This is a genomic window from Pseudomonas sp. GW823-FHT02C02 (assembly GCF_058797635.1).
This window is the reverse complement of the sequence record NZ_JBXAJV010000006.1, coordinates 163,171-179,177: the sequence shown is the minus strand read 5'-3', so window position 1 is coordinate 179,177 and position 16,007 is coordinate 163,171. Positions and strand designations below refer to the sequence as shown.

The window sequence follows — 16,007 nt, the reverse complement described above, 5'->3', positions numbered from 1 at the left end:
CTCAACCTCCCGCGACAGGCGCGGCGCTCTGACCACTACCAGCCATAACGCCCCCGTGAACGTGATGAATTTGGCTGATGCCACCAGCGACCTGATCACCCTGCGAAACGATTTCCCCTGTCTGGTTGATCACCGGCGAATCAATGTTCACCGCTGTCGTGGCCTTGATGTTCAGGGTCTGCGTCTCGATGTCGATGATCCGCCCGCGCTTGAAGTGGATGTGATCACCTTCGTCGGTGTAGATGGCCACCTCGCCGGACGCCATTGCCTGAATGCGGTACCGGCGATCAGCGGCCACCAGCACCACCGCATGGGATCGATCACCACCGATGAACGCAGCCAGCACCTCGGCGCCGGGCAGTGGGTTGCTGGTGAAACCGTAAGGTTCGAAGTGTTCAGCGCCATCCTTGAGCTCACCAGCGGTGAGGCGAACCTGTAGGCCTTGGAGTTTTTTGGTGGCATTGACCAGCACCACCGTGCCGCGGGCGAGCAAGTTTTTCATATTCATTTTTTGGGCTCGTAGTCAGCGGGGATCAGGTATTCGAAGTTGTCACCCTTGCCGCCCTTCTTCACCTTCCTTTTGCCATGCGGGTCCTTCGGCTCAGGCTCAAAACTTTCAGGCGGCCCCACCTCCAACTTGGCGAGCATCCCCTGCTCGTTCAGCGTGTAGGTGATGCGCGAGATCAGCATGTCTCGGTCCATGCCAATGATGGGGTCGATCACCCTGACAATCATGTTGTGTCGCCAAAGCTGTCCATTGGATTGACGCCAGCCCTGAACCACATAAGTGACCGTCAGCGCCTTCCCCATTCGGCTGCTACGTTCCCAGTTGGCCCGCGACTGGGCCAGCTCGTTGGTCACCTGGCCGGACTCCTGAATGATCATCACCCGTTTGCGGGTGGTGCGATCGTCAGCGGCACTGGCCGAAACCTCAGCGGCATCGGGACCAAACTCATCGTCGGTGCCGCTTTTCTGGCCCAGCACCTGGTACTCAGAAAACACCCCGGAGAAGTCGAGCGGCGCATCGCCGGTCTTGACGTTCTTGCCCACCTCAATCGCATCGAAGGTGCGGCCACCACTGCCTGGGCTGGCCAGCACGGCGGCACCGCGCGCGTCGTCCGTGGAGAACACCCGGAACAATGTCAGCAACCGGTCAATGGAGGCGAACGCCGTCTCGCCCGGCTCGATGGTGTGGTCAGAAAGTTTTCCGCCTTCAGGGATCTCACTGTTCACCGTGATGCCATAGGGCGCAGCCAACGCTTTGACGATGGCCAGCACCGCCTGGTTGTTCCATTGGCCAGGCTTGTTGACTGCCGCGCAGTCCACCAGGTCCGCCGTCAATGATCGCCCGCTGATCGTCTTGGTGATTTGCTTATCGTCGTAGCTGACCGGTGTTGCAAACACCCACGCCGTCAGCACCAGGTCATTACCGATTTTCACCTGGCACTTGTCGCCCTGCCGGATCGGTACGTTTTGAACCTGCCCCGGCCACTTCCACGTCAACGACACATTGAACGATCGGGCCTGATCTTCGAGCCCCGCAGTGATTTCCACCGATTTCCAGCCGAAGTAATCCAGACCGCCAACCGTAAGGCTGACCGCATTTTGGTCATCGGACATTGGTTACCTCTGGGCGATTTTGATGGGCACCGCCGGCACAAAGCCTGGGTGCTGAATGCGGTTGCGCTGAACGACCTCCGGCGAGCGCGTTGCATCGCCGAAGCGTCTGTAGGCCAGCACCAATGCAGGCAAGGTTTCAGGCGGCGTGATGTCGACCAACTTGACCCCGGATTGCGCGACAGCCGTCAGGTGCTTTACCACCGTCTGCCGAAAATTGTTCAGCACCAGATAGTGCTCGGGATCAGCCTTCAGTGACGCTTCATGAATGGCCTCATTGAGGTTGTCACGGAGTTCGATCACGTCGTCAGCCACCGGCACGTCGGGCCGAACAATGGGCTGGAGCGCCTGTTGCTCAACGGAAGGCATGGCCTCAATTGACTCTGGCTGCGGGGCTACTGGCATCTCGCTCACGATCAGGCCGATCTGCACCAGGGTTGAATCCTGCACCAGATTTGCGGTGGCCTGTGATGCAGTGATTGCATCAGTGCCACCGATAGAGCTGACGGTGTTGATACTGCCGACCGCCGCCGTCTGCTGGCTGGCTTCGGCGACAGCCCCGCGGTAACCGCCACCATCATTGCCCGAGCTACTACCGAAGCTGCTGCCCGAGCTGGACCGACCACTTGAACTTGAGCTGAAAAAATCGAAACCTGAAAAGCTGCTGAAGTAGCTGGAGAAAAGCGAGGACAAAGAGCCAGGGGAGTTGATGAGCGATTGCGCGAAACCCGTGACATCCGTGAAGACACTCACGAACGGCGCGAACTGCTGCTGAATGACAGAGAAGACGTTCGTCAGGCTGTTGCGCATTTGTAGCAACCCGAGCCGGGCTTGATTAACTGTACCCATGGCGGTCTTGTATCGATTGAGCGAAGACGTCAGCAGGCTTTCAGACGAATTCACCACTTGCGCCTGGGTGTTGACCTTCGCCGCGGGCGTCTTAAGCGGCACGTCCGGATAGAAAGTCAGCTCAAAACTGACCATGCCACCGCCCACGAAGTCGTGGGACATATCGCACTCGCCTGCCTTGACCTGCATTTTTCCGAGCCAGGGATGCACCAGCTCGCCGCCGCCCGGCGTGTTCAGCGCCTCGATCAACTTGTCTCGACGCTCGAAACAATCATCACCGATGATCCACGCCGTCATCTTGTGCACCTGGGATTGCTTGCCCAACTGCTCAAAGAACGGTGTGTCTCGCTGCGGAAATTCATGCAGCTGTCCCTTCATACCCACCGGCACCGAAGTCTGGGGGATCAAGAAGCTGATCCCCCGGAACGAAGCCGGCAACAACTTATCACGCCACGTCACAGTCATTAGTTGGGCCTCATAACACCGATGGTTCGGGTACCGACACTGGGCTTGATGCTCAGGCCCGGTTGATTGGTTTTCGCTTGATCGACGGTGGTACCGGGAGGAGCACCGGGGATGTTGATGGTGATTTCACCATTGAGCTTTGGCGCCTGATTACCTGATGCCTGCTGAAGCAGACCGCTGGATTGGTTGGCCAGATTTGGCCGACTCAACAACTTTTCAGTGCTCGGGATGCCCGCCGCGTTTTTCATCATCCGCTGATATCGCTGCGCGCCTTCGACAGCGCCGGCCTCAACAAACGAGCCATCGCCGCCACCTGGTCCCGCGTTGCGCACGCGCTGCTCTTCGGCAAACTCATTGGCTTTATTGGTGGCGGTTTTGATGATTCCTTCACCACCCTCGCCGCCTCCGAAGTACTTCATCATCGGTTCGATGATCGGTTTCAGTTTCGCCCAGAGCTTCTGAAACCACTCAGTGATGGGCGCCCAGTTCTTGGCAATCATCCCGAGCGGCGTCCACTCAAACATGCGCCCGAGGAAATCCATTACCGGGGTGGAGACGGCGACAAGAACATCCCAAAGCGCCGAGAACAACTCAGTCAACGGCCCCCAGTTTTCCATCACCATCGGGATCGGAGTGAATGCAAAGGCCTGCTTAAACCAGCCCCACAGGACCATGGCCGGACCTTTGATCTTTTCCCAGATCGCTTCGAAGTACGGCGCAACGGTCGCCCAGTTGGCAATCAACAGGCCGGCCGCTAGCGCGATACCGCGAACGATTATCCCGATCGGCGACATTGCGGTGACGGCGCTGAGGATCTTGGTTGCCACCACGGCGCCCATCACCGCGACACGCAGAACACCAAAGGCAACGCCGGCACCCAACACCCCACGGATAACACCAGGGTGTTCACCGGCGAGCGAAGACATTTGGGAGATGGCTGGGCCGATCTGGTCCATGAAGTCATTGAACGGCGGTAGGAGACCGGAACCCACTGCGATACCCAACCGGGTTACCTTGTTGGTCAGCAGCTGCATGGAGTTGGCAGTGGTCGCGGACCGAGCCGTGTATTCCGCCTCCATCGATCCAGCAAATTTTCCTTCCTTGCCTACGGCGCCGAAGCTGGATTTCAACAGATCGAGGTTGGTCAGCAGTGGCGCGATGGCAGACACCGACTCGGTACCGAAGAGCTGCGTCAGTAACCCGGCCTGCTTCGCCGGATCGACCTTGGCGATGCGCTCCAGCACATCTTCGATCGTGCCCTGAGCATCCTTTTGCATGCTCTTCGAAACTTGCTTCACATCCAAACGCAGCGACTTGAAAGCCTCCGATTGTTGTTTGGTGGCCGCACTGCCCTTGGTCAGCGACAGCATGAAATTCTTCATGCCCGTTGCCGCTACTTCACTCGGGACACCCACGCCCGCAAGCGTGGCCCCCATCGCGGCAACCTGACCTGCTGACAGGCCGGCGATACCACCCAACGAACCGATCCGGGTCACGATGTCGGAGATCTGCGCTGCGGACGAAGGACCGATGTTGCTCAGGTAGTTGATCTTGTCAGCCAGGGTTACGACTTCGGGCTGGGTCATTTTGAAAGAGGTGCGCCACTTCGCCATCATGTCGCCGGACTGGTCGGCTGTTTGATCGAAGGCGATGCCCATCTTCACCGCGTCTTCAGCGAACTGCTTCAGCTCACCACGGGCGAAACCGGCTTGGCCGCCGGCAGCAACAATGGCCGCGATGCCGCTCGCCGCCATCGGCATTTTCTCCGACATATCAAGCACGTCCTGCCCCATCTGCTTGAACTGTTCGGGCGTGTCGAAGGTAACCACCTTCTTCACATCGGCCATGGACGTTTCGAATTCCATGGCAGCACGGGCGCCAGCAATGAACGGCGCAGCAAAGGCGCCGCCCTGCAACATGTCCTGAAAGCCGATGTTGCCAAGGCCTGAGCTGCTCATCTGTTTGCGGAAGCCCGCAACGTTCTTACGGATCCCGGTCAGTGTCGGCGACAACTTATCAACGCCGGTGATCAACGCCTTGAGCTGGAACTTGTCCGCCATCACTGCCCCTCCTGTATACCGTGAATACGCTGGCCGTGCTCAAGGCATTCGATGAGCATATCCAGTGACCTGGCCATCATTTGTTGGGGGTCAACCTTCCAATACCAGGCCAAGTCGTAGGCGACCCTGATTAAGTCGTCGACGGTTTCGACGCCGCTGTCATGAAAAAACCTGCGATCTGCCAACTCAGGTCATTCAGGTCTGCAAGGTCCAACTGGTTGACGGACGATGGTGGGATGGCGGTGCAGATCGCGATGTATTTGGCGGCCACATCCATATCGAGACTGACCTCTTCGTCTTTGCCGATTCTGTATGGAAGCGCCTTGATGGCGCGCACTTCCTGTACGGTCGGCCGACGCAGCGTCAGCTCGGTCAGAGGCTCGCCGTGGGCCTCGATGGCCACCTGAAGTTTTACTGTGCCCGTCATTGCCACACCCCTTTAATGCCGTCGAATTGCAGTTCAATGGTGCCGTCATCGCCTTTCGTCGTCGGCTCGTCGACCAGGTACGCACCCGAAAGCACGTAGACCTTGCCGTTGTTGAATTCACAGGTGACCGTCATGTCGGTGCCTTCGGTCAGCGTTTTGAGCGATAGAGCCGGATCATGAATAACGGTCATCTTCAGATAAGGCGCCAACTCCTCTTCCTTGTAGAAGCCCGGATAAACCGTCTCCCTTTTTTTATCCATCAACGGCGCTTCGGCGCCACCGGTGACGGTCAGCTGCATTCCATCCACCTTGATGTACGCCGTGCCCGCTACTTTTTTGCCCATGGGTTGTATCTCCAGAATGAAAAAGCCCGCTCGGGGCGGGCTTGGTGATCGTGGTCAGCGTTACGCGGCGGCGTCGTACTGGAGGCGGAACTGGTTGAGCAGCGCAAAAATACGCAGACCGTTGATGTAGTCCGGCGGGAACAACACGTTCACGCGGCTCGGGTCATTGCTGTCGCGCTCCACCACCAGGTGCTCGGCGAACAGGTCAGCATTTTCCACATGGCCTTCCAGTTCGAGCTTGGCGTATTGCGCGATCAACTCGCCGCGAATGGTGCTCGGCGTGACGATCGGCTGACCGGCACCGAAGCGCGTACCGTCACTGGCCAACTTGTGGCGACCGTACTTGCTGGTGATGACGCTCTGCATGCGCCGGATGATGAACGCCGACTGGTGCATGGTCTCGCTGTCCAGGTAGGAGTTGTCCGCCTGGCCGTACGCGTTTTTCTGGTAGGTGGTGATCGAGCGCTGAATGCGCACATAGCCACCTTCGTAGTAGGCCGTAGCCAGGCCGTAGGTCAGCAGCGATTGTCGCTCCGTGAGCGTGAACCGCTCGCTGGCAGGTGCCGGATCCAGCCCGGGCAGTGAGCCGCTTTGCGTTGGTCGGCTAGCATCTGCCGAGATGAACACCGAGGTGCGCGCCGCCAGTGCTGCTGCCTGTACCCAGACCGGCTGGGGCACACCTGGCTCCACCGCTTGGATCGTCATGTGCTGATCGTTACGCGCCTGACCTGCCGCCACCAGCGTACCCAAGGTGCCGCGCTTCGTCGTGTAGACGTGGCCGAACAGTTGTTTGGCCCAGCTCCAGCGACCGGTGTTGTCGTCCATCGCATCTTTCCACGCGTTCAGCGTGGTCGTATCCGACCAAGGCACGCAGATGAATTCGAAAGGCTCATCGCCCAGCGCCGCTACTGCATCGATCTGGTCAGGCGCACCGACGCCCCCCGTCATCTGGGTCGCAATAACAGTCAGGCCCGCAGGGGTCGCCTCGCCATTGGACTTGCCCAGCCGATTCAGAACCAGACCAATGTCGTTGCCGCTCTCACCCTTCCACTTACAAGTGAGCGTAACTACTCCCGCGACAGCCAAAGCGGTGACTGGCAGGTCTGGCGTCGCGTTGATCTTCACGGCCAACGCCGATGCTGCGATCGTCGGAGTAGCCGCCGACACGACGACCGACTGCACGCGAACACCACCTACGTACAGGTTCAACAACCCAGGCTCGGTCGCGGCACCGGTGATAGTGACCGTCGCTGTTGCAGCGGTACCGGTATCGTTTTGTAGCGGCAGACACCAGATCTCGCCGATCGGATCAGTCTTGCGCCAGGTTTCGTACATCGTCGCCAGCATCGAGCCTTGGCCGCCGATGTCCTTGGCCAGGCCCAAACTCGACACCAGCACCAGTTGGCCAATACTTTCGCTGGCGGCGTCACCGTTGACCTGGGCAACAATCAGTCGACGCATGGCCGACGACGCACTGTTGGCCGCCGAGTTATCCATCTCCGCATAAAACAGCGGCACCCGGACATCGGCGGGGATGTTGCTGAATCCGATAGCCATTATTGCGCTTCCTCGGGTTTCGGCGCGGTGACGCCCTTGATGGATTGGGCTTTATCAGCCTTGAGGGTTACGTCCCCATCCGCTTGGCGGCGGCGCCACCATGCGTTATCTGGGACTTCCCGGCCTTCAACAGGCAACAAGTCGCCAGCCTCCGGATCGGGCACAGAGCGGCCAGAGGCCGGCACCACAGTGATGCGTTTGGTCATGGTGTTACGTCTCCTGAGAATTTCGCTTCAATGCGCCCATCCGGGCCAGGTTGTTGCAGGTTTGGATCTGCCGGGTCGATGCAGTCCATGTCGAAGTCTGCGCCGGTGAAAGGCGGCAACCCGTCGAGCTCAAGTTCGTGCCAGGTCTCAGCGGGGTCGCTTTGCCTGCTGCGGCCAAGCTGGAACTCGGCAGTGAACAGAAACTGGTAAACCACACGTGCCCGGCTGGTATGCAGCAAGGCGCCCTTGCCGTATTCGATCGGTTCGTACTCCGGTGCCGGGCACCAGCCCACAAGCGATCGCCAGAGCTCGGCGCGCAGGTCATGCAGCAAATCGTTAGCTTCCTGCCCTCGCTCATCACCGGCGTCGAGAACTATCACCACAGCGAACTGATCAGTGATGTCTTGGATGACAGCGTTTTGCGCTTTATTGGGACCACCCGCATCCGCCGACGCAATGACGTAGGCCGCGGGCAAAGCAAGTTTTGCGCTTTCAACGACAGCATCCCAATCGATGCCGCCGCTGACTCTCCCGGCAAAGGTCGGGCATGTCGCTCGAAGGTGAGCAACGATCGGATTCAGTTTCATCAGAGTGTCCAGAAAGATCGACGATCAACCCAAGGCAGCAGAAAACGCAGAAGAGAGGATCGATTGAACTTGTGATGCCGAATCCTGCAAGGCGTCGGCCATGTAGTTATCCCGCGGTTTGATTCGCCATTCACCAGAAGCTCGCTCGGCCAACGCCGCAGCGCGAGCACCTTTTGCTCGACGGTTCGATTTACCTTTGCCCTTCCCGGGCGCCAGCTTTCCGAGGCGCTTCCCTTTTTTCACCCCGTAGTGCAGGTAGGCCGGGTAGAAATCTTCCATGGCCGTGGTTTTGGTGGGAGAGATGCGAACAAGAAAGCCGGAGCGCGACACCTTGAAACTGATCGATTCCACCGTGGCACCGGTGCGCGTTGTTGGATAGCCATCCTGTCCACCGCCAAGCGCGAGGTTCATTTGTGCTTTTTGAGTGATCAGCAGGCCAACCTTCCGCATCCCGGCGCGAATCTTCCGTTTGTCAAAGGCCTCCCGCTCGAACTTGTCGAAGCCCTCGACGTGCAGGTATCCATCAATCGAAGCCGAGTTAGACATAGATCCCTCCCCCGACCAGTTGCGGCCCCAGCTCTTCTACTTCGAGTAAGGTAAACCGACTGTTACCGTTCATGTCTGCAACCCTGCGCACCCGATAGATCGTGTCGCCATGAACAACTTCGTGGGATTCGCTCATTCCCTTCAGGTAATACAGGATCATCCGGTGGGTAATCTTCACATCGGTCTGAACACCGTTCGCATAAACGGCGGTACCGACAGGCTCTATCTTTGCCCATCGCCTTTTCTGGTCGGTGAACAGCGAGTCGAGCCCTTGGTCTGGAGCCGGTATGTCTGTCCTCAACCTCAGGGTGATACGCCGGGCCAACTCCCCAGCACTGGGTTCGCGCATCGCCATAGTCAGAACCTCGGCGGGACGGTGATCTCAGCGACCAAGTGGTCGAGGAATGCAGATGGCAGCTCTGCCAAGGTCTGCCCCACCAGAAACATTTCCGGGTGTCGGTAGATCGTCGCCGCAGCCATCAACAACCAGTTGCGGACGCCGGGGTGCACGGCCATATCAAGCTGTGCCTTATACCGAATCCGCAGCACACCAGCCGGCCTTGGGGACGGGAAGAACAGGAAACTTTCCCGCTGATCTTGACGAAGCTCAAACGGCCCCGGCTGGGCCACCCATGCGCCGTCCGCTTGCTGCGCCATAACTGAAACGATCTCATTGGCCTGGCCGACATCCAGCGCATGGCCTGCCGCGAAGTGAGTCGGCCAGTCCTCTTCGTAAATCGCACCGCGAATTGAAGCGCCCGTCTTCGATTCACATTGAGTTGTCACGCCGGGAATGATGATCTGTTCGATCAACGCCGGCTCCATGTCCTCTGGCTCAACCCGACACTGGAACGCAACCTGTGCCAGGGTGAGAACGGGTTCGCCGAAGTACTCGATACGGCGGGCCATGGCTTATGGCTTCGCGTCGTCATCGGTACCGGAATTACCTTCGCCGCCTTCAGCACCGTTTAACGCCGCACCCGAGGATTCAGGGGGTGAACCTGCCGTGCCAGTTTCACCAGCATTTTTTGCACCACTGGCTTTGGCCGATGCTCCCTTACCGGCTTTAGGCTTTTCGTAGGCCTCAGCAAAGCCCTTGGATTTCAGGCCCTCAGCAACCTCTTCGTCAAACCCTGCCAACTCCTCAGCCGAGTAACCGCGCCAGGCTTTCAGAAACCGCACAACAACTTTATCGCTCATCGCTTCGACCTCAGATATGCAAAGCCCCGCCGAGGCGGGGCAAAAGGATTACATGCCAGCGCCCCACTTCACGGCGACGGCGACCACGATGCACTCCACGTGACGTGGACCGAAGTCATGCTTGGCGATTACCTTGACCAGGGTCTGGTCACGCTGGAAAGCGCTGACCATGTTGCCCTCGGAGTCCTTGTACGAGGCCTCATTACTGAACGAGATCGTCAGGTCCATGTCCTCACCGATCATCATGTCGGCGAAGTTCACGAAGTAGAATTCGGTCTCGTTACCGCCGACACCGAGGTTGACCGGGATCTGGTTGCTCAGACCTACCGGATACCCCTTGAACAGGCCCTGTTCGATTTCCGGATAGGCTTTGTTGCCGTTGCCATCACGCAGCGACTGCAACCAGCGGAACACGCGCGGATGCATCAACCAACCGCAGTCTTTCATCATCACGTTGGCCGTTTCGATGCGAAGCATCATGCCGCCGGCGAACAGGTCGATTTTTTCCAGGGTGATGCCAACGGTGTCGGGAGCTGGCAACACATTGAACGCTTGTGCCCAGTAGCGCATCCCCTTGGGCAGCGTGCCCGTGCCGTCGGCGCGGATGAAGTGCAGGTCTTCCGAGAGCCCCATCGACACCGCTAGATCGTTCACGACAATGTCGTCAATGCGCGGACTGATCCCGGCGTTGGCGATCAGGTCATTCGAGATAGGCACGATTGCTGCCGCTTTTTTCGCGGAAAGCTTCGTGTCAGCGAACGTCATGCCGGTGATCGGGATATCGGTTTCGGTACCGATGTAGGTCACGATGGTGTTGCCGGTGATTCGCGGCATGGTCAAGTTGCCATTGTTCAATGGCAGACTTCGGGTACCCATCTTTCGCACAACCGACATTGGGCGCAGAGCTTCAATGATTTCGGTTGCGAAGTTTTGAGGAACCAACACACCACCGGCACCCGGCGTCACAGTGCTCAACGCCATGGCAACATCGGTGGAATAACCACCCTGCTCTGCCATTTGAGCGGCCTGATGCTGATTGCCACCGGCGGCCGCCAGCAACCGAACCATCTGAGCCATGCGCACACCTGGCGCCTCAGCTGGACCCGACCCAGAGATATGACCTGGTGGTGGACCGGTGCGACCTTGCGCCGACTCACTGACCGGTACCGCACTCGCGGCGGCCATTCGCTCAGCCTGTTCGGCTCGGCTGATTTTGTCAGTCAGCGCATTGAACTGAGCCTCCAGACTGGTGAATTGAGTCAGTTGCTCAGCCGACAGGGTTTCACCACCAGACTCAAGCTTGGCCAGAGCCTGAAGCGACTCATTGAGTTTGGCGCGTTCGCTACGCAATTGAAGTACAAGGGACATGGTGCCTCCTGGGCATTAAAAAGCCCGCACAGGGCGGGCTTCGAACGACTGCCGCGAACGCGGTCAGATCTGGGTTTGAAAATTCAGTGCAGCTGCACGGACCGAAAGCCGGCCTTGCTGGCGGTTGGCTCGGCTCACGGCCACCGAGTTGGATAAATCATCGACAGCTTGTTGCGGGCTCTGCATGCGATCGGCGAGGCCTGCCGCAATACCCGCCTGCCCTCGATACAGGCCCGCCTCAGTGGCAATGACTTGTTGCACCGAGAGCCCGCGGTAGTCGGCAATCGCATTGACGAAGAGCTGATAGCTCTCCTGCACAACGTCGTTGAGGTACTTGAGCGACTGGTCGCTCAGCGGTTCGTGGGGGCTGAGGTCATTTTTGTGAGCGCCGGCAAACACGGTGGTCACCTTGACGCCCATGCCCTCTTCCATCTTGGAACGATCCATGTGGCTGGCGATGACACCGATCGACCCGACGCCGCTGGTCTGGCTCACCACCAGCTCGCTACAGGCGGCACCGATCAGGTAGCCACCGCTGTAGGCCATGAAGTTGACGATGCCGGTGATGGGCTTCTGCTGGGCCATGGCGCGAATGTCCGCCGCCAGCTCGAAGGCGCCCACGGCAGAACCTCCGGGGCTGTCGATGTCCAACACGATGCGCTCGACCATCGGATCCGCAACAGCGTTGCTAATCTGAGCCCGTAGCGTTTCATAGCTGGTCATCGTCTCGCACATGCTCACGTGGCTGCCGCGACTGACCAGCACACCGCTGACCGGAATCACCTCAATGCCAGTGCGCGCAATTGCAGTCCGACGCTCTTCTTCGCGCTGGGCGATGCGGTCCAGGCCATCGTCCGCCCATAGACCGGCACCTGCTACGGCGCCGATGTTGACGATGTTCAAGCTCATTGCCTGGTTGGCCCAGCGAACGCCCAGGTCCAACATGTCAGGCGTCACCAACAGCGGCTGATTGAACAGCAGGCTGGAGGCTCGCAGGTAGTTTTTCATTGCGCGAGAATCCTCTCTATTTCAGCGTGCTGCAGTTCGAGCTGCGCTCGCACGTTGGGGTTGGTCAAATCAGCGGCGCCCTTGCCTGCGTCCACCATGTTCAGCGGTTGCAAGTAAATATCCCCGCCCGGTACCGGAGGCATGTTCTCCAGCCGTCGGATGTCATTGACGCTGAGCCAGCCCCACTGCCGTCCAATGGCGTAGGCCTCATAGCGACTCTTCTGGTCACCGCGCAACAGGCCGGACAGATTGAACTCAATGAAGTACTCGCGCCGGTCAGCGGGCAGCAGGAAGTCCCGCATCATTGACTGCTCGTGACGCTTCACCCAGGGCAACAGTGCAAACACCACGAACTGAATCATCAGCTGCTCAAGGGTGTTGTAGTTGGACTTTTCCAGGTCGTTGACCATGGGGAGCGGGATCTTGTATATCCGGGCGATATCGGTGCCGGTGGTTTTGAGAATCCCCAGCACCTCGGCATCCACGTTGTTCATGGAGACGGGCTTGAAGGTCATGCCCTCTTGCAACAACGCAACCTTCTTGGCGTTGTCCATGCCGCCGAACTTCTGGCCCCACTGATCGACAATCTTGTCGATACTGCTTTGATCCTTGATCGCCGGGGCTTCACGCGGGCGCTCGATCACACCGGAGACGGTCACGCCGTTGGCGAAGCTTTTGCCCGTGTATTGGCGCACCGCCTGAGCCAGACCTAGCGATTCGGCATGCACCTCAATCGGCGACAGCCCAACGTAATGGTTGGTGCTGAACCACCGCACGTGGTGGATCATCCGCATCGGCAGAGTTTCACCGCCGCTGATCCGGTAATAGGGCAGCATGTCGCCGCCTTTCAGCACCTGCACCTTGTCGTTGCACAATGGCCAGAGGGCCGCGACGTTTCCGTCGTCCCGGCGATCAATGAAGCTGTAAGCGTTGCCACGCAAGCCGGCAGCGCCTTGCGTGCACTCACGGTATTCATAAGGCGTCTGAAACCCGTTCGGCTGATACCGAAGGACGTCATACGCCGGGTGGTTGATGGCGGCTTCGCGCTGGCCCTTATCCAGTCGGCGGTACATCTCGCAAGGCAATTGCCCCATGGTCTCGGCCAGCAGCGTGACGCAGTTTTGCAGGATAGGCAGGCCCAACGCTGACTCGGGCGTGACTCTCACGCCCGTGCTGTTGCGGCCGCCACCCAGAAGACCACGCCAAAACCCGTCGCTCGTTTCTGTCAGATTTCCGCGCCCCGCGCCGAGCACGCTTGAAAAGAACATGCTCAACCTCCTGGTGGTTTGGTTTTGGCTTTCAGTGCAGCGGATGCACGATCGGCAAGGAATGACCAGGCCATCAAACCTAGGCCGGCAACAATGCAGGCAGCCGGCGTGCTGATCATTGCCACGCCGTACACCAGCAGACTGAAGCCCAGCAGCCCAGCCACCCATGACAGGATGCCCAATTTCATATACCAGCCCCTTCGTCGTAGATGGATTTGCCACTCGTCCCAGCAGCCTTGCTGCTGATTCCGACGGCCATGATGGATGCGACGATGCCGTCGATCCGGCCGGTCGCCTTGGCCTTGTCGGCCTTCCGGTTGTTGGCTGGATCGGAAACGATCACCGCGTTGCCGGCGCACCAGGTCATTACCGGGTTACCGTCGTGACGCAGGGTTTCAACTGTCTCGCTTTCGATGACCTCCCAGTCAGCGGGATCAAGATCGATCACGTCCTGCTCAGGGGCTAGGCCCAGCAGACGGCGCTCGAACTCATCGACTGCCGGCCCCATGTCCTTGTACCCCTGGCCGAACCCCACCATTTCTGGCAGCGAGATGTCGTACTCGGACATCAGCTGCAGCAGGTCTTCAATGCGCCACCGGTCATAGGCGATGCGCTCGACGTCGAAGTACGCACAGATCGTGGCCAGGCGACGCAGCACATGCAGCTTGCTGATGGCCCGGCCCGGGGTCGTTTCAAGGTGCCCATCTTTAACCCACATGGCGTAGGGCACCTTGTCGCGATCCTCGCGCCCCTGAAGGTCGTCGTCTGGGATCCAGAAGTACGGCAACAGGCGCCAGTGAGGGTCGTGCGGGGCGGGCCAGAAGATTAGAACGAACGCGGTCAAGTCCGTGGTGCTGGCTAGATCGAGCCCGCCGACGCATCGGCGGTTGCGCAGTAGCCGCATTGGCACACGCTCTTCGGCCTGCTTCCAAACACCCCAAGAAATCCACGGGGCATCGGCTTGTGTCCATTCGCAGAAGTTGAGACGACGCACCACCGACTCCTGAGCCGGTAGCCCTCGGGCCGACTGGACCTGTTCACGCAAGTACTTGCGACCGGGGATGCCATCGCTTTGCCCTTCGGCGATGTAGTCCAGCGAGGGGTTGACCTTGGGCCAGCAGGCTTCGTCCTTGAACGGGTCATCGCCTTCATCCAGCGAGCAGATGAACGCGAAAAAACTATCGTCATCTTCGATGGCCGCGCAGATCCGGACGCCCAGATCGTGGTACTGGCCGCAGACCGTCTTCTTGTCGGAGCCACTGTTGGTGATCATCACGACCATGGCTTTGCGTCGGTTCTTGGTACCAGCGCGCATCATGTTTACGGTGGAAGCGCTCTTGTGCTCGTGCAGCTCGTCGAGCAAACCAATATGCGGCCTTGGACCGGACTTGCCTTCGTCGGCACTGATGGGCCGGAAAAAGGAGTTTGTGTTCGGGTAGAACAGGTTCCAAACTTTTTCATCGCGACCAGACTGCACAAGTCGCGAGCAAAGTTTCCTCGACATGTCGACCATCGATACGGCGTCACGGAACAGGATCATGGCCTGGTCGCGCTTGGTAGCAGCCGCGTAGATTTCGGCGCGCTGTTCTCCGTCCGCCACCAACCCATAAAGGCCAATGCCGGCGACTAGGGGGCTTTTGCCCGAGCCTTTTCCTGTCTCGATGTAGCCGAGTCGGAACCGGCGATAACCGTCAACGGTCATCCAGCCGAACAAACTACCAACTACAAAGGCTTGCCATGGCGCGAGCATGAAGGGCATGCCTTCGTAGTCGCCCCCGTTGAGGCAAAGGACATCTTCGAAGAAGCCGAGGGCGCGGTCGACGCGCTCAAGATCCCAGATCAAACCACGAGACGGGCCGTGCTCAAGATCCCGAAGGTGGCGTTTGCAAGCGTTACGAACATTGGGGCCAGCGATAATTTCGCCTGCCAGGACGGCTTTGGCAAAGCCGGTAACTCGGTCGTCAGCTGAAGTACTTGTCTGCGGCGTCTCGTTGGTCATTTGGGAATAGATCACCTTGCGGTGCCGGGGCAGTTTTCAGGTTGCGCCGGGACATTGGCGACATGCCGAACTGGGCGCCGGCAGCGTTGGCACGCTTCTCCGCGTCGTTCGCGAGCTGCCGAAGGACGTGCATCTGTTGCGCACCGGTCTTGAAGGTTTGGATATCGCCACCCAATTCGTCATCGGATGCTGCATTGCGCTTGGTGATCAGCCGCTGGTAGCGCCGCCAATCGGCTACGGCCTGGCAATAGGTGGCCAGCGCCATCGAATCCAACTGTGAAACGATGCCAAGGGAGATCAGCGCGGGGACCAATTCGTCCCACTCAGCGATCGCTTCAGCGGATAAGACATCGGGCCGTGGCGGCGCGCCCACCGGTACGGCCGGCCTCGCTACCTCTGCGAGAAGATCATCACGATTTTCCCGCCCCTTGTTTCCTTGCAAAAGTTTGAGCGCCGCCGGCATTCCGGGGCGACCCGAGTTTCCATTTCCGGCCATAAATAACCCC

General features: G+C 59.1%; 19 protein-coding genes. All 19 read right to left on the bottom strand.

Annotation, left to right across the window (positions count from 1 at the left end):
- Nucleotide 1: 1 nt before the first annotated feature.
- The 19 genes from AC1ROI_RS12770 to AC1ROI_RS12680 all read right to left on the bottom strand — a co-directional run bounded on the left by AC1ROI_RS12770 (nucleotide 2) and on the right by AC1ROI_RS12680 (nucleotide 15,997).
- The gene (locus tag AC1ROI_RS12770) at nucleotides 2-508 is read right to left on the bottom strand and encodes a phage baseplate assembly protein V (RefSeq protein ID WP_102595661.1); all 507 of its coding nucleotides are present in this window, start codon (nucleotides 506-508) and stop codon (nucleotides 2-4) included.
- Nucleotides 505-1,620, bottom strand: coding sequence for a phage baseplate assembly protein (locus AC1ROI_RS12765; RefSeq protein WP_102595660.1), 1,116 nt, complete (start codon nucleotides 1,618-1,620; stop codon nucleotides 505-507). The genes AC1ROI_RS12770 and AC1ROI_RS12765 overlap by 4 nt, the downstream gene beginning before the upstream one ends.
- 3 nt (nucleotides 1,621-1,623) lie before the next feature.
- Nucleotides 1,624-2,931, bottom strand: coding sequence for a DNA circularization protein (locus AC1ROI_RS12760; RefSeq protein ID WP_102595659.1), 1,308 nt, complete (start codon nucleotides 2,929-2,931; stop codon nucleotides 1,624-1,626).
- Complete coding sequence (locus AC1ROI_RS12755; protein WP_102595658.1) at nucleotides 2,931-4,991, bottom strand: phage tail tape measure protein; 2,061 nt, start codon at nucleotides 4,989-4,991, stop codon at nucleotides 2,931-2,933. Before AC1ROI_RS12755 ends, AC1ROI_RS12760 begins: the two co-directional genes overlap by 1 nt.
- Before the next feature lie 130 nt (nucleotides 4,992-5,121).
- Nucleotides 5,122-5,418: a phage tail assembly protein gene (locus AC1ROI_RS12750; RefSeq protein ID WP_102595656.1), complete on the bottom strand. Its 297-nt coding sequence runs from the start codon at nucleotides 5,416-5,418 to the stop codon at nucleotides 5,122-5,124.
- Complete coding sequence (locus tag AC1ROI_RS12745; RefSeq protein WP_102595655.1) at nucleotides 5,415-5,762, bottom strand: phage tail tube protein; 348 nt, start codon at nucleotides 5,760-5,762, stop codon at nucleotides 5,415-5,417. Before AC1ROI_RS12745 ends, AC1ROI_RS12750 begins: the two co-directional genes overlap by 4 nt.
- 60 nt (nucleotides 5,763-5,822) lie before the next feature.
- Nucleotides 5,823-7,319 carry a phage tail sheath subtilisin-like domain-containing protein gene (locus tag AC1ROI_RS12740; protein ID WP_102595654.1) on the bottom strand — a complete coding sequence of 499 codons (1,497 nt, stop codon included), beginning with the start codon at nucleotides 7,317-7,319 and terminating at the stop codon, nucleotides 5,823-5,825.
- On the bottom strand, nucleotides 7,319-7,525 hold the full coding sequence (locus AC1ROI_RS12735; RefSeq protein WP_102595653.1) for a DUF2635 domain-containing protein: 207 nt from the start codon (nucleotides 7,523-7,525) through the stop codon (nucleotides 7,319-7,321). Before AC1ROI_RS12735 ends, AC1ROI_RS12740 begins: the two co-directional genes overlap by 1 nt.
- The gene (locus AC1ROI_RS12730) at nucleotides 7,522-8,112 is read right to left on the bottom strand and encodes a phage tail terminator protein (RefSeq protein WP_102595652.1); all 591 of its coding nucleotides are present in this window, start codon (nucleotides 8,110-8,112) and stop codon (nucleotides 7,522-7,524) included. Before AC1ROI_RS12730 ends, AC1ROI_RS12735 begins: the two co-directional genes overlap by 4 nt.
- A gap of 24 nt (nucleotides 8,113-8,136) precedes the next feature.
- Nucleotides 8,137-8,658 (bottom strand): hypothetical protein, encoded by a 522-nt coding sequence (locus AC1ROI_RS12725; protein ID WP_102595651.1) that lies wholly within the window; start codon nucleotides 8,656-8,658, stop codon nucleotides 8,137-8,139.
- The gene (locus tag AC1ROI_RS12720) at nucleotides 8,651-9,013 is read right to left on the bottom strand and encodes a phage head closure protein (RefSeq protein WP_102595650.1); all 363 of its coding nucleotides are present in this window, start codon (nucleotides 9,011-9,013) and stop codon (nucleotides 8,651-8,653) included. The genes AC1ROI_RS12725 and AC1ROI_RS12720 overlap by 8 nt, the downstream gene beginning before the upstream one ends.
- A gap of 2 nt (nucleotides 9,014-9,015) precedes the next feature.
- Nucleotides 9,016-9,567, bottom strand: coding sequence for a hypothetical protein (locus AC1ROI_RS12715; protein WP_102595649.1), 552 nt, complete (start codon nucleotides 9,565-9,567; stop codon nucleotides 9,016-9,018).
- A gap of 3 nt (nucleotides 9,568-9,570) precedes the next feature.
- Nucleotides 9,571-9,858 carry a hypothetical protein gene (locus AC1ROI_RS12710; RefSeq protein ID WP_102595648.1) on the bottom strand — a complete coding sequence of 96 codons (288 nt, stop codon included), beginning with the start codon at nucleotides 9,856-9,858 and terminating at the stop codon, nucleotides 9,571-9,573.
- 48 nt (nucleotides 9,859-9,906) lie between these two features.
- Complete coding sequence (locus tag AC1ROI_RS12705) at nucleotides 9,907-11,226, bottom strand: phage major capsid protein (protein ID WP_102595647.1); 1,320 nt, start codon at nucleotides 11,224-11,226, stop codon at nucleotides 9,907-9,909.
- Between the two features lie 63 nt (nucleotides 11,227-11,289).
- Nucleotides 11,290-12,234 carry a S49 family peptidase gene (locus tag AC1ROI_RS12700; protein ID WP_102595646.1) on the bottom strand — a complete coding sequence of 315 codons (945 nt, stop codon included), beginning with the start codon at nucleotides 12,232-12,234 and terminating at the stop codon, nucleotides 11,290-11,292.
- Nucleotides 12,231-13,502: a phage portal protein gene (locus tag AC1ROI_RS12695; protein WP_102595645.1), complete on the bottom strand. Its 1,272-nt coding sequence runs from the start codon at nucleotides 13,500-13,502 to the stop codon at nucleotides 12,231-12,233. The genes AC1ROI_RS12700 and AC1ROI_RS12695 overlap by 4 nt, the downstream gene beginning before the upstream one ends.
- A gap of 2 nt (nucleotides 13,503-13,504) precedes the next feature.
- Nucleotides 13,505-13,690 carry a hypothetical protein gene (locus tag AC1ROI_RS12690; RefSeq protein WP_102595644.1) on the bottom strand — a complete coding sequence of 62 codons (186 nt, stop codon included), beginning with the start codon at nucleotides 13,688-13,690 and terminating at the stop codon, nucleotides 13,505-13,507.
- Nucleotides 13,687-15,501, bottom strand: coding sequence for a terminase large subunit (locus AC1ROI_RS12685; protein WP_102595643.1), 1,815 nt, complete (start codon nucleotides 15,499-15,501; stop codon nucleotides 13,687-13,689). Before AC1ROI_RS12685 ends, AC1ROI_RS12690 begins: the two co-directional genes overlap by 4 nt.
- Nucleotides 15,464-15,997: a phage terminase small subunit P27 family gene (locus tag AC1ROI_RS12680; RefSeq protein ID WP_102595665.1), complete on the bottom strand. Its 534-nt coding sequence runs from the start codon at nucleotides 15,995-15,997 to the stop codon at nucleotides 15,464-15,466. Before AC1ROI_RS12680 ends, AC1ROI_RS12685 begins: the two co-directional genes overlap by 38 nt.
- Nucleotides 15,998-16,007 lie beyond the last annotated feature (10 nt).

Coding starts and splice junctions, on each gene's coding strand:
- AC1ROI_RS12770 (WP_102595661.1), bottom strand. CDS start 508: ATGAATATGAAAAACTTGCTCGCCCGCGGCACGGTGGTGCTGGTCAAT.
- AC1ROI_RS12680 (WP_102595665.1), bottom strand. CDS start 15,997: ATGGCCGGAAATGGAAACTCGGGTCGCCCCGGAATGCCGGCGGCGCTC.
- AC1ROI_RS12720 (WP_102595650.1), bottom strand. CDS start 9,013: ATGGCGATGCGCGAACCCAGTGCTGGGGAGTTGGCCCGGCGTATCACC.
- AC1ROI_RS12755 (WP_102595658.1), bottom strand. CDS start 4,991: ATGGCGGACAAGTTCCAGCTCAAGGCGTTGATCACCGGCGTTGATAAG.
- AC1ROI_RS12685 (WP_102595643.1), bottom strand. CDS start 15,501: ATGACCAACGAGACGCCGCAGACAAGTACTTCAGCTGACGACCGAGTT.
- AC1ROI_RS12740 (WP_102595654.1), bottom strand. CDS start 7,319: ATGGCTATCGGATTCAGCAACATCCCCGCCGATGTCCGGGTGCCGCTG.
- AC1ROI_RS12735 (WP_102595653.1), bottom strand. CDS start 7,525: ATGACCAAACGCATCACTGTGGTGCCGGCCTCTGGCCGCTCTGTGCCC.
- AC1ROI_RS12715 (WP_102595649.1), bottom strand. CDS start 9,567: ATGGCCCGCCGTATCGAGTACTTCGGCGAACCCGTTCTCACCCTGGCA.
- AC1ROI_RS12710 (WP_102595648.1), bottom strand. CDS start 9,858: ATGAGCGATAAAGTTGTTGTGCGGTTTCTGAAAGCCTGGCGCGGTTAC.
- AC1ROI_RS12705 (WP_102595647.1), bottom strand. CDS start 11,226: ATGTCCCTTGTACTTCAATTGCGTAGCGAACGCGCCAAACTCAATGAG.
- AC1ROI_RS12690 (WP_102595644.1), bottom strand. CDS start 13,690: ATGAAATTGGGCATCCTGTCATGGGTGGCTGGGCTGCTGGGCTTCAGT.
- AC1ROI_RS12730 (WP_102595652.1), bottom strand. CDS start 8,112: ATGAAACTGAATCCGATCGTTGCTCACCTTCGAGCGACATGCCCGACC.
- AC1ROI_RS12760 (WP_102595659.1), bottom strand. CDS start 2,931: ATGACTGTGACGTGGCGTGATAAGTTGTTGCCGGCTTCGTTCCGGGGG.
- AC1ROI_RS12765 (WP_102595660.1), bottom strand. CDS start 1,620: ATGTCCGATGACCAAAATGCGGTCAGCCTTACGGTTGGCGGTCTGGAT.
- AC1ROI_RS12695 (WP_102595645.1), bottom strand. CDS start 13,502: ATGTTCTTTTCAAGCGTGCTCGGCGCGGGGCGCGGAAATCTGACAGAA.
- AC1ROI_RS12750 (WP_102595656.1), bottom strand. CDS start 5,418: ATGACGGGCACAGTAAAACTTCAGGTGGCCATCGAGGCCCACGGCGAG.
- AC1ROI_RS12745 (WP_102595655.1), bottom strand. CDS start 5,762: ATGGGCAAAAAAGTAGCGGGCACGGCGTACATCAAGGTGGATGGAATG.
- AC1ROI_RS12700 (WP_102595646.1), bottom strand. CDS start 12,234: ATGAAAAACTACCTGCGAGCCTCCAGCCTGCTGTTCAATCAGCCGCTG.
- AC1ROI_RS12725 (WP_102595651.1), bottom strand. CDS start 8,658: ATGTCTAACTCGGCTTCGATTGATGGATACCTGCACGTCGAGGGCTTC.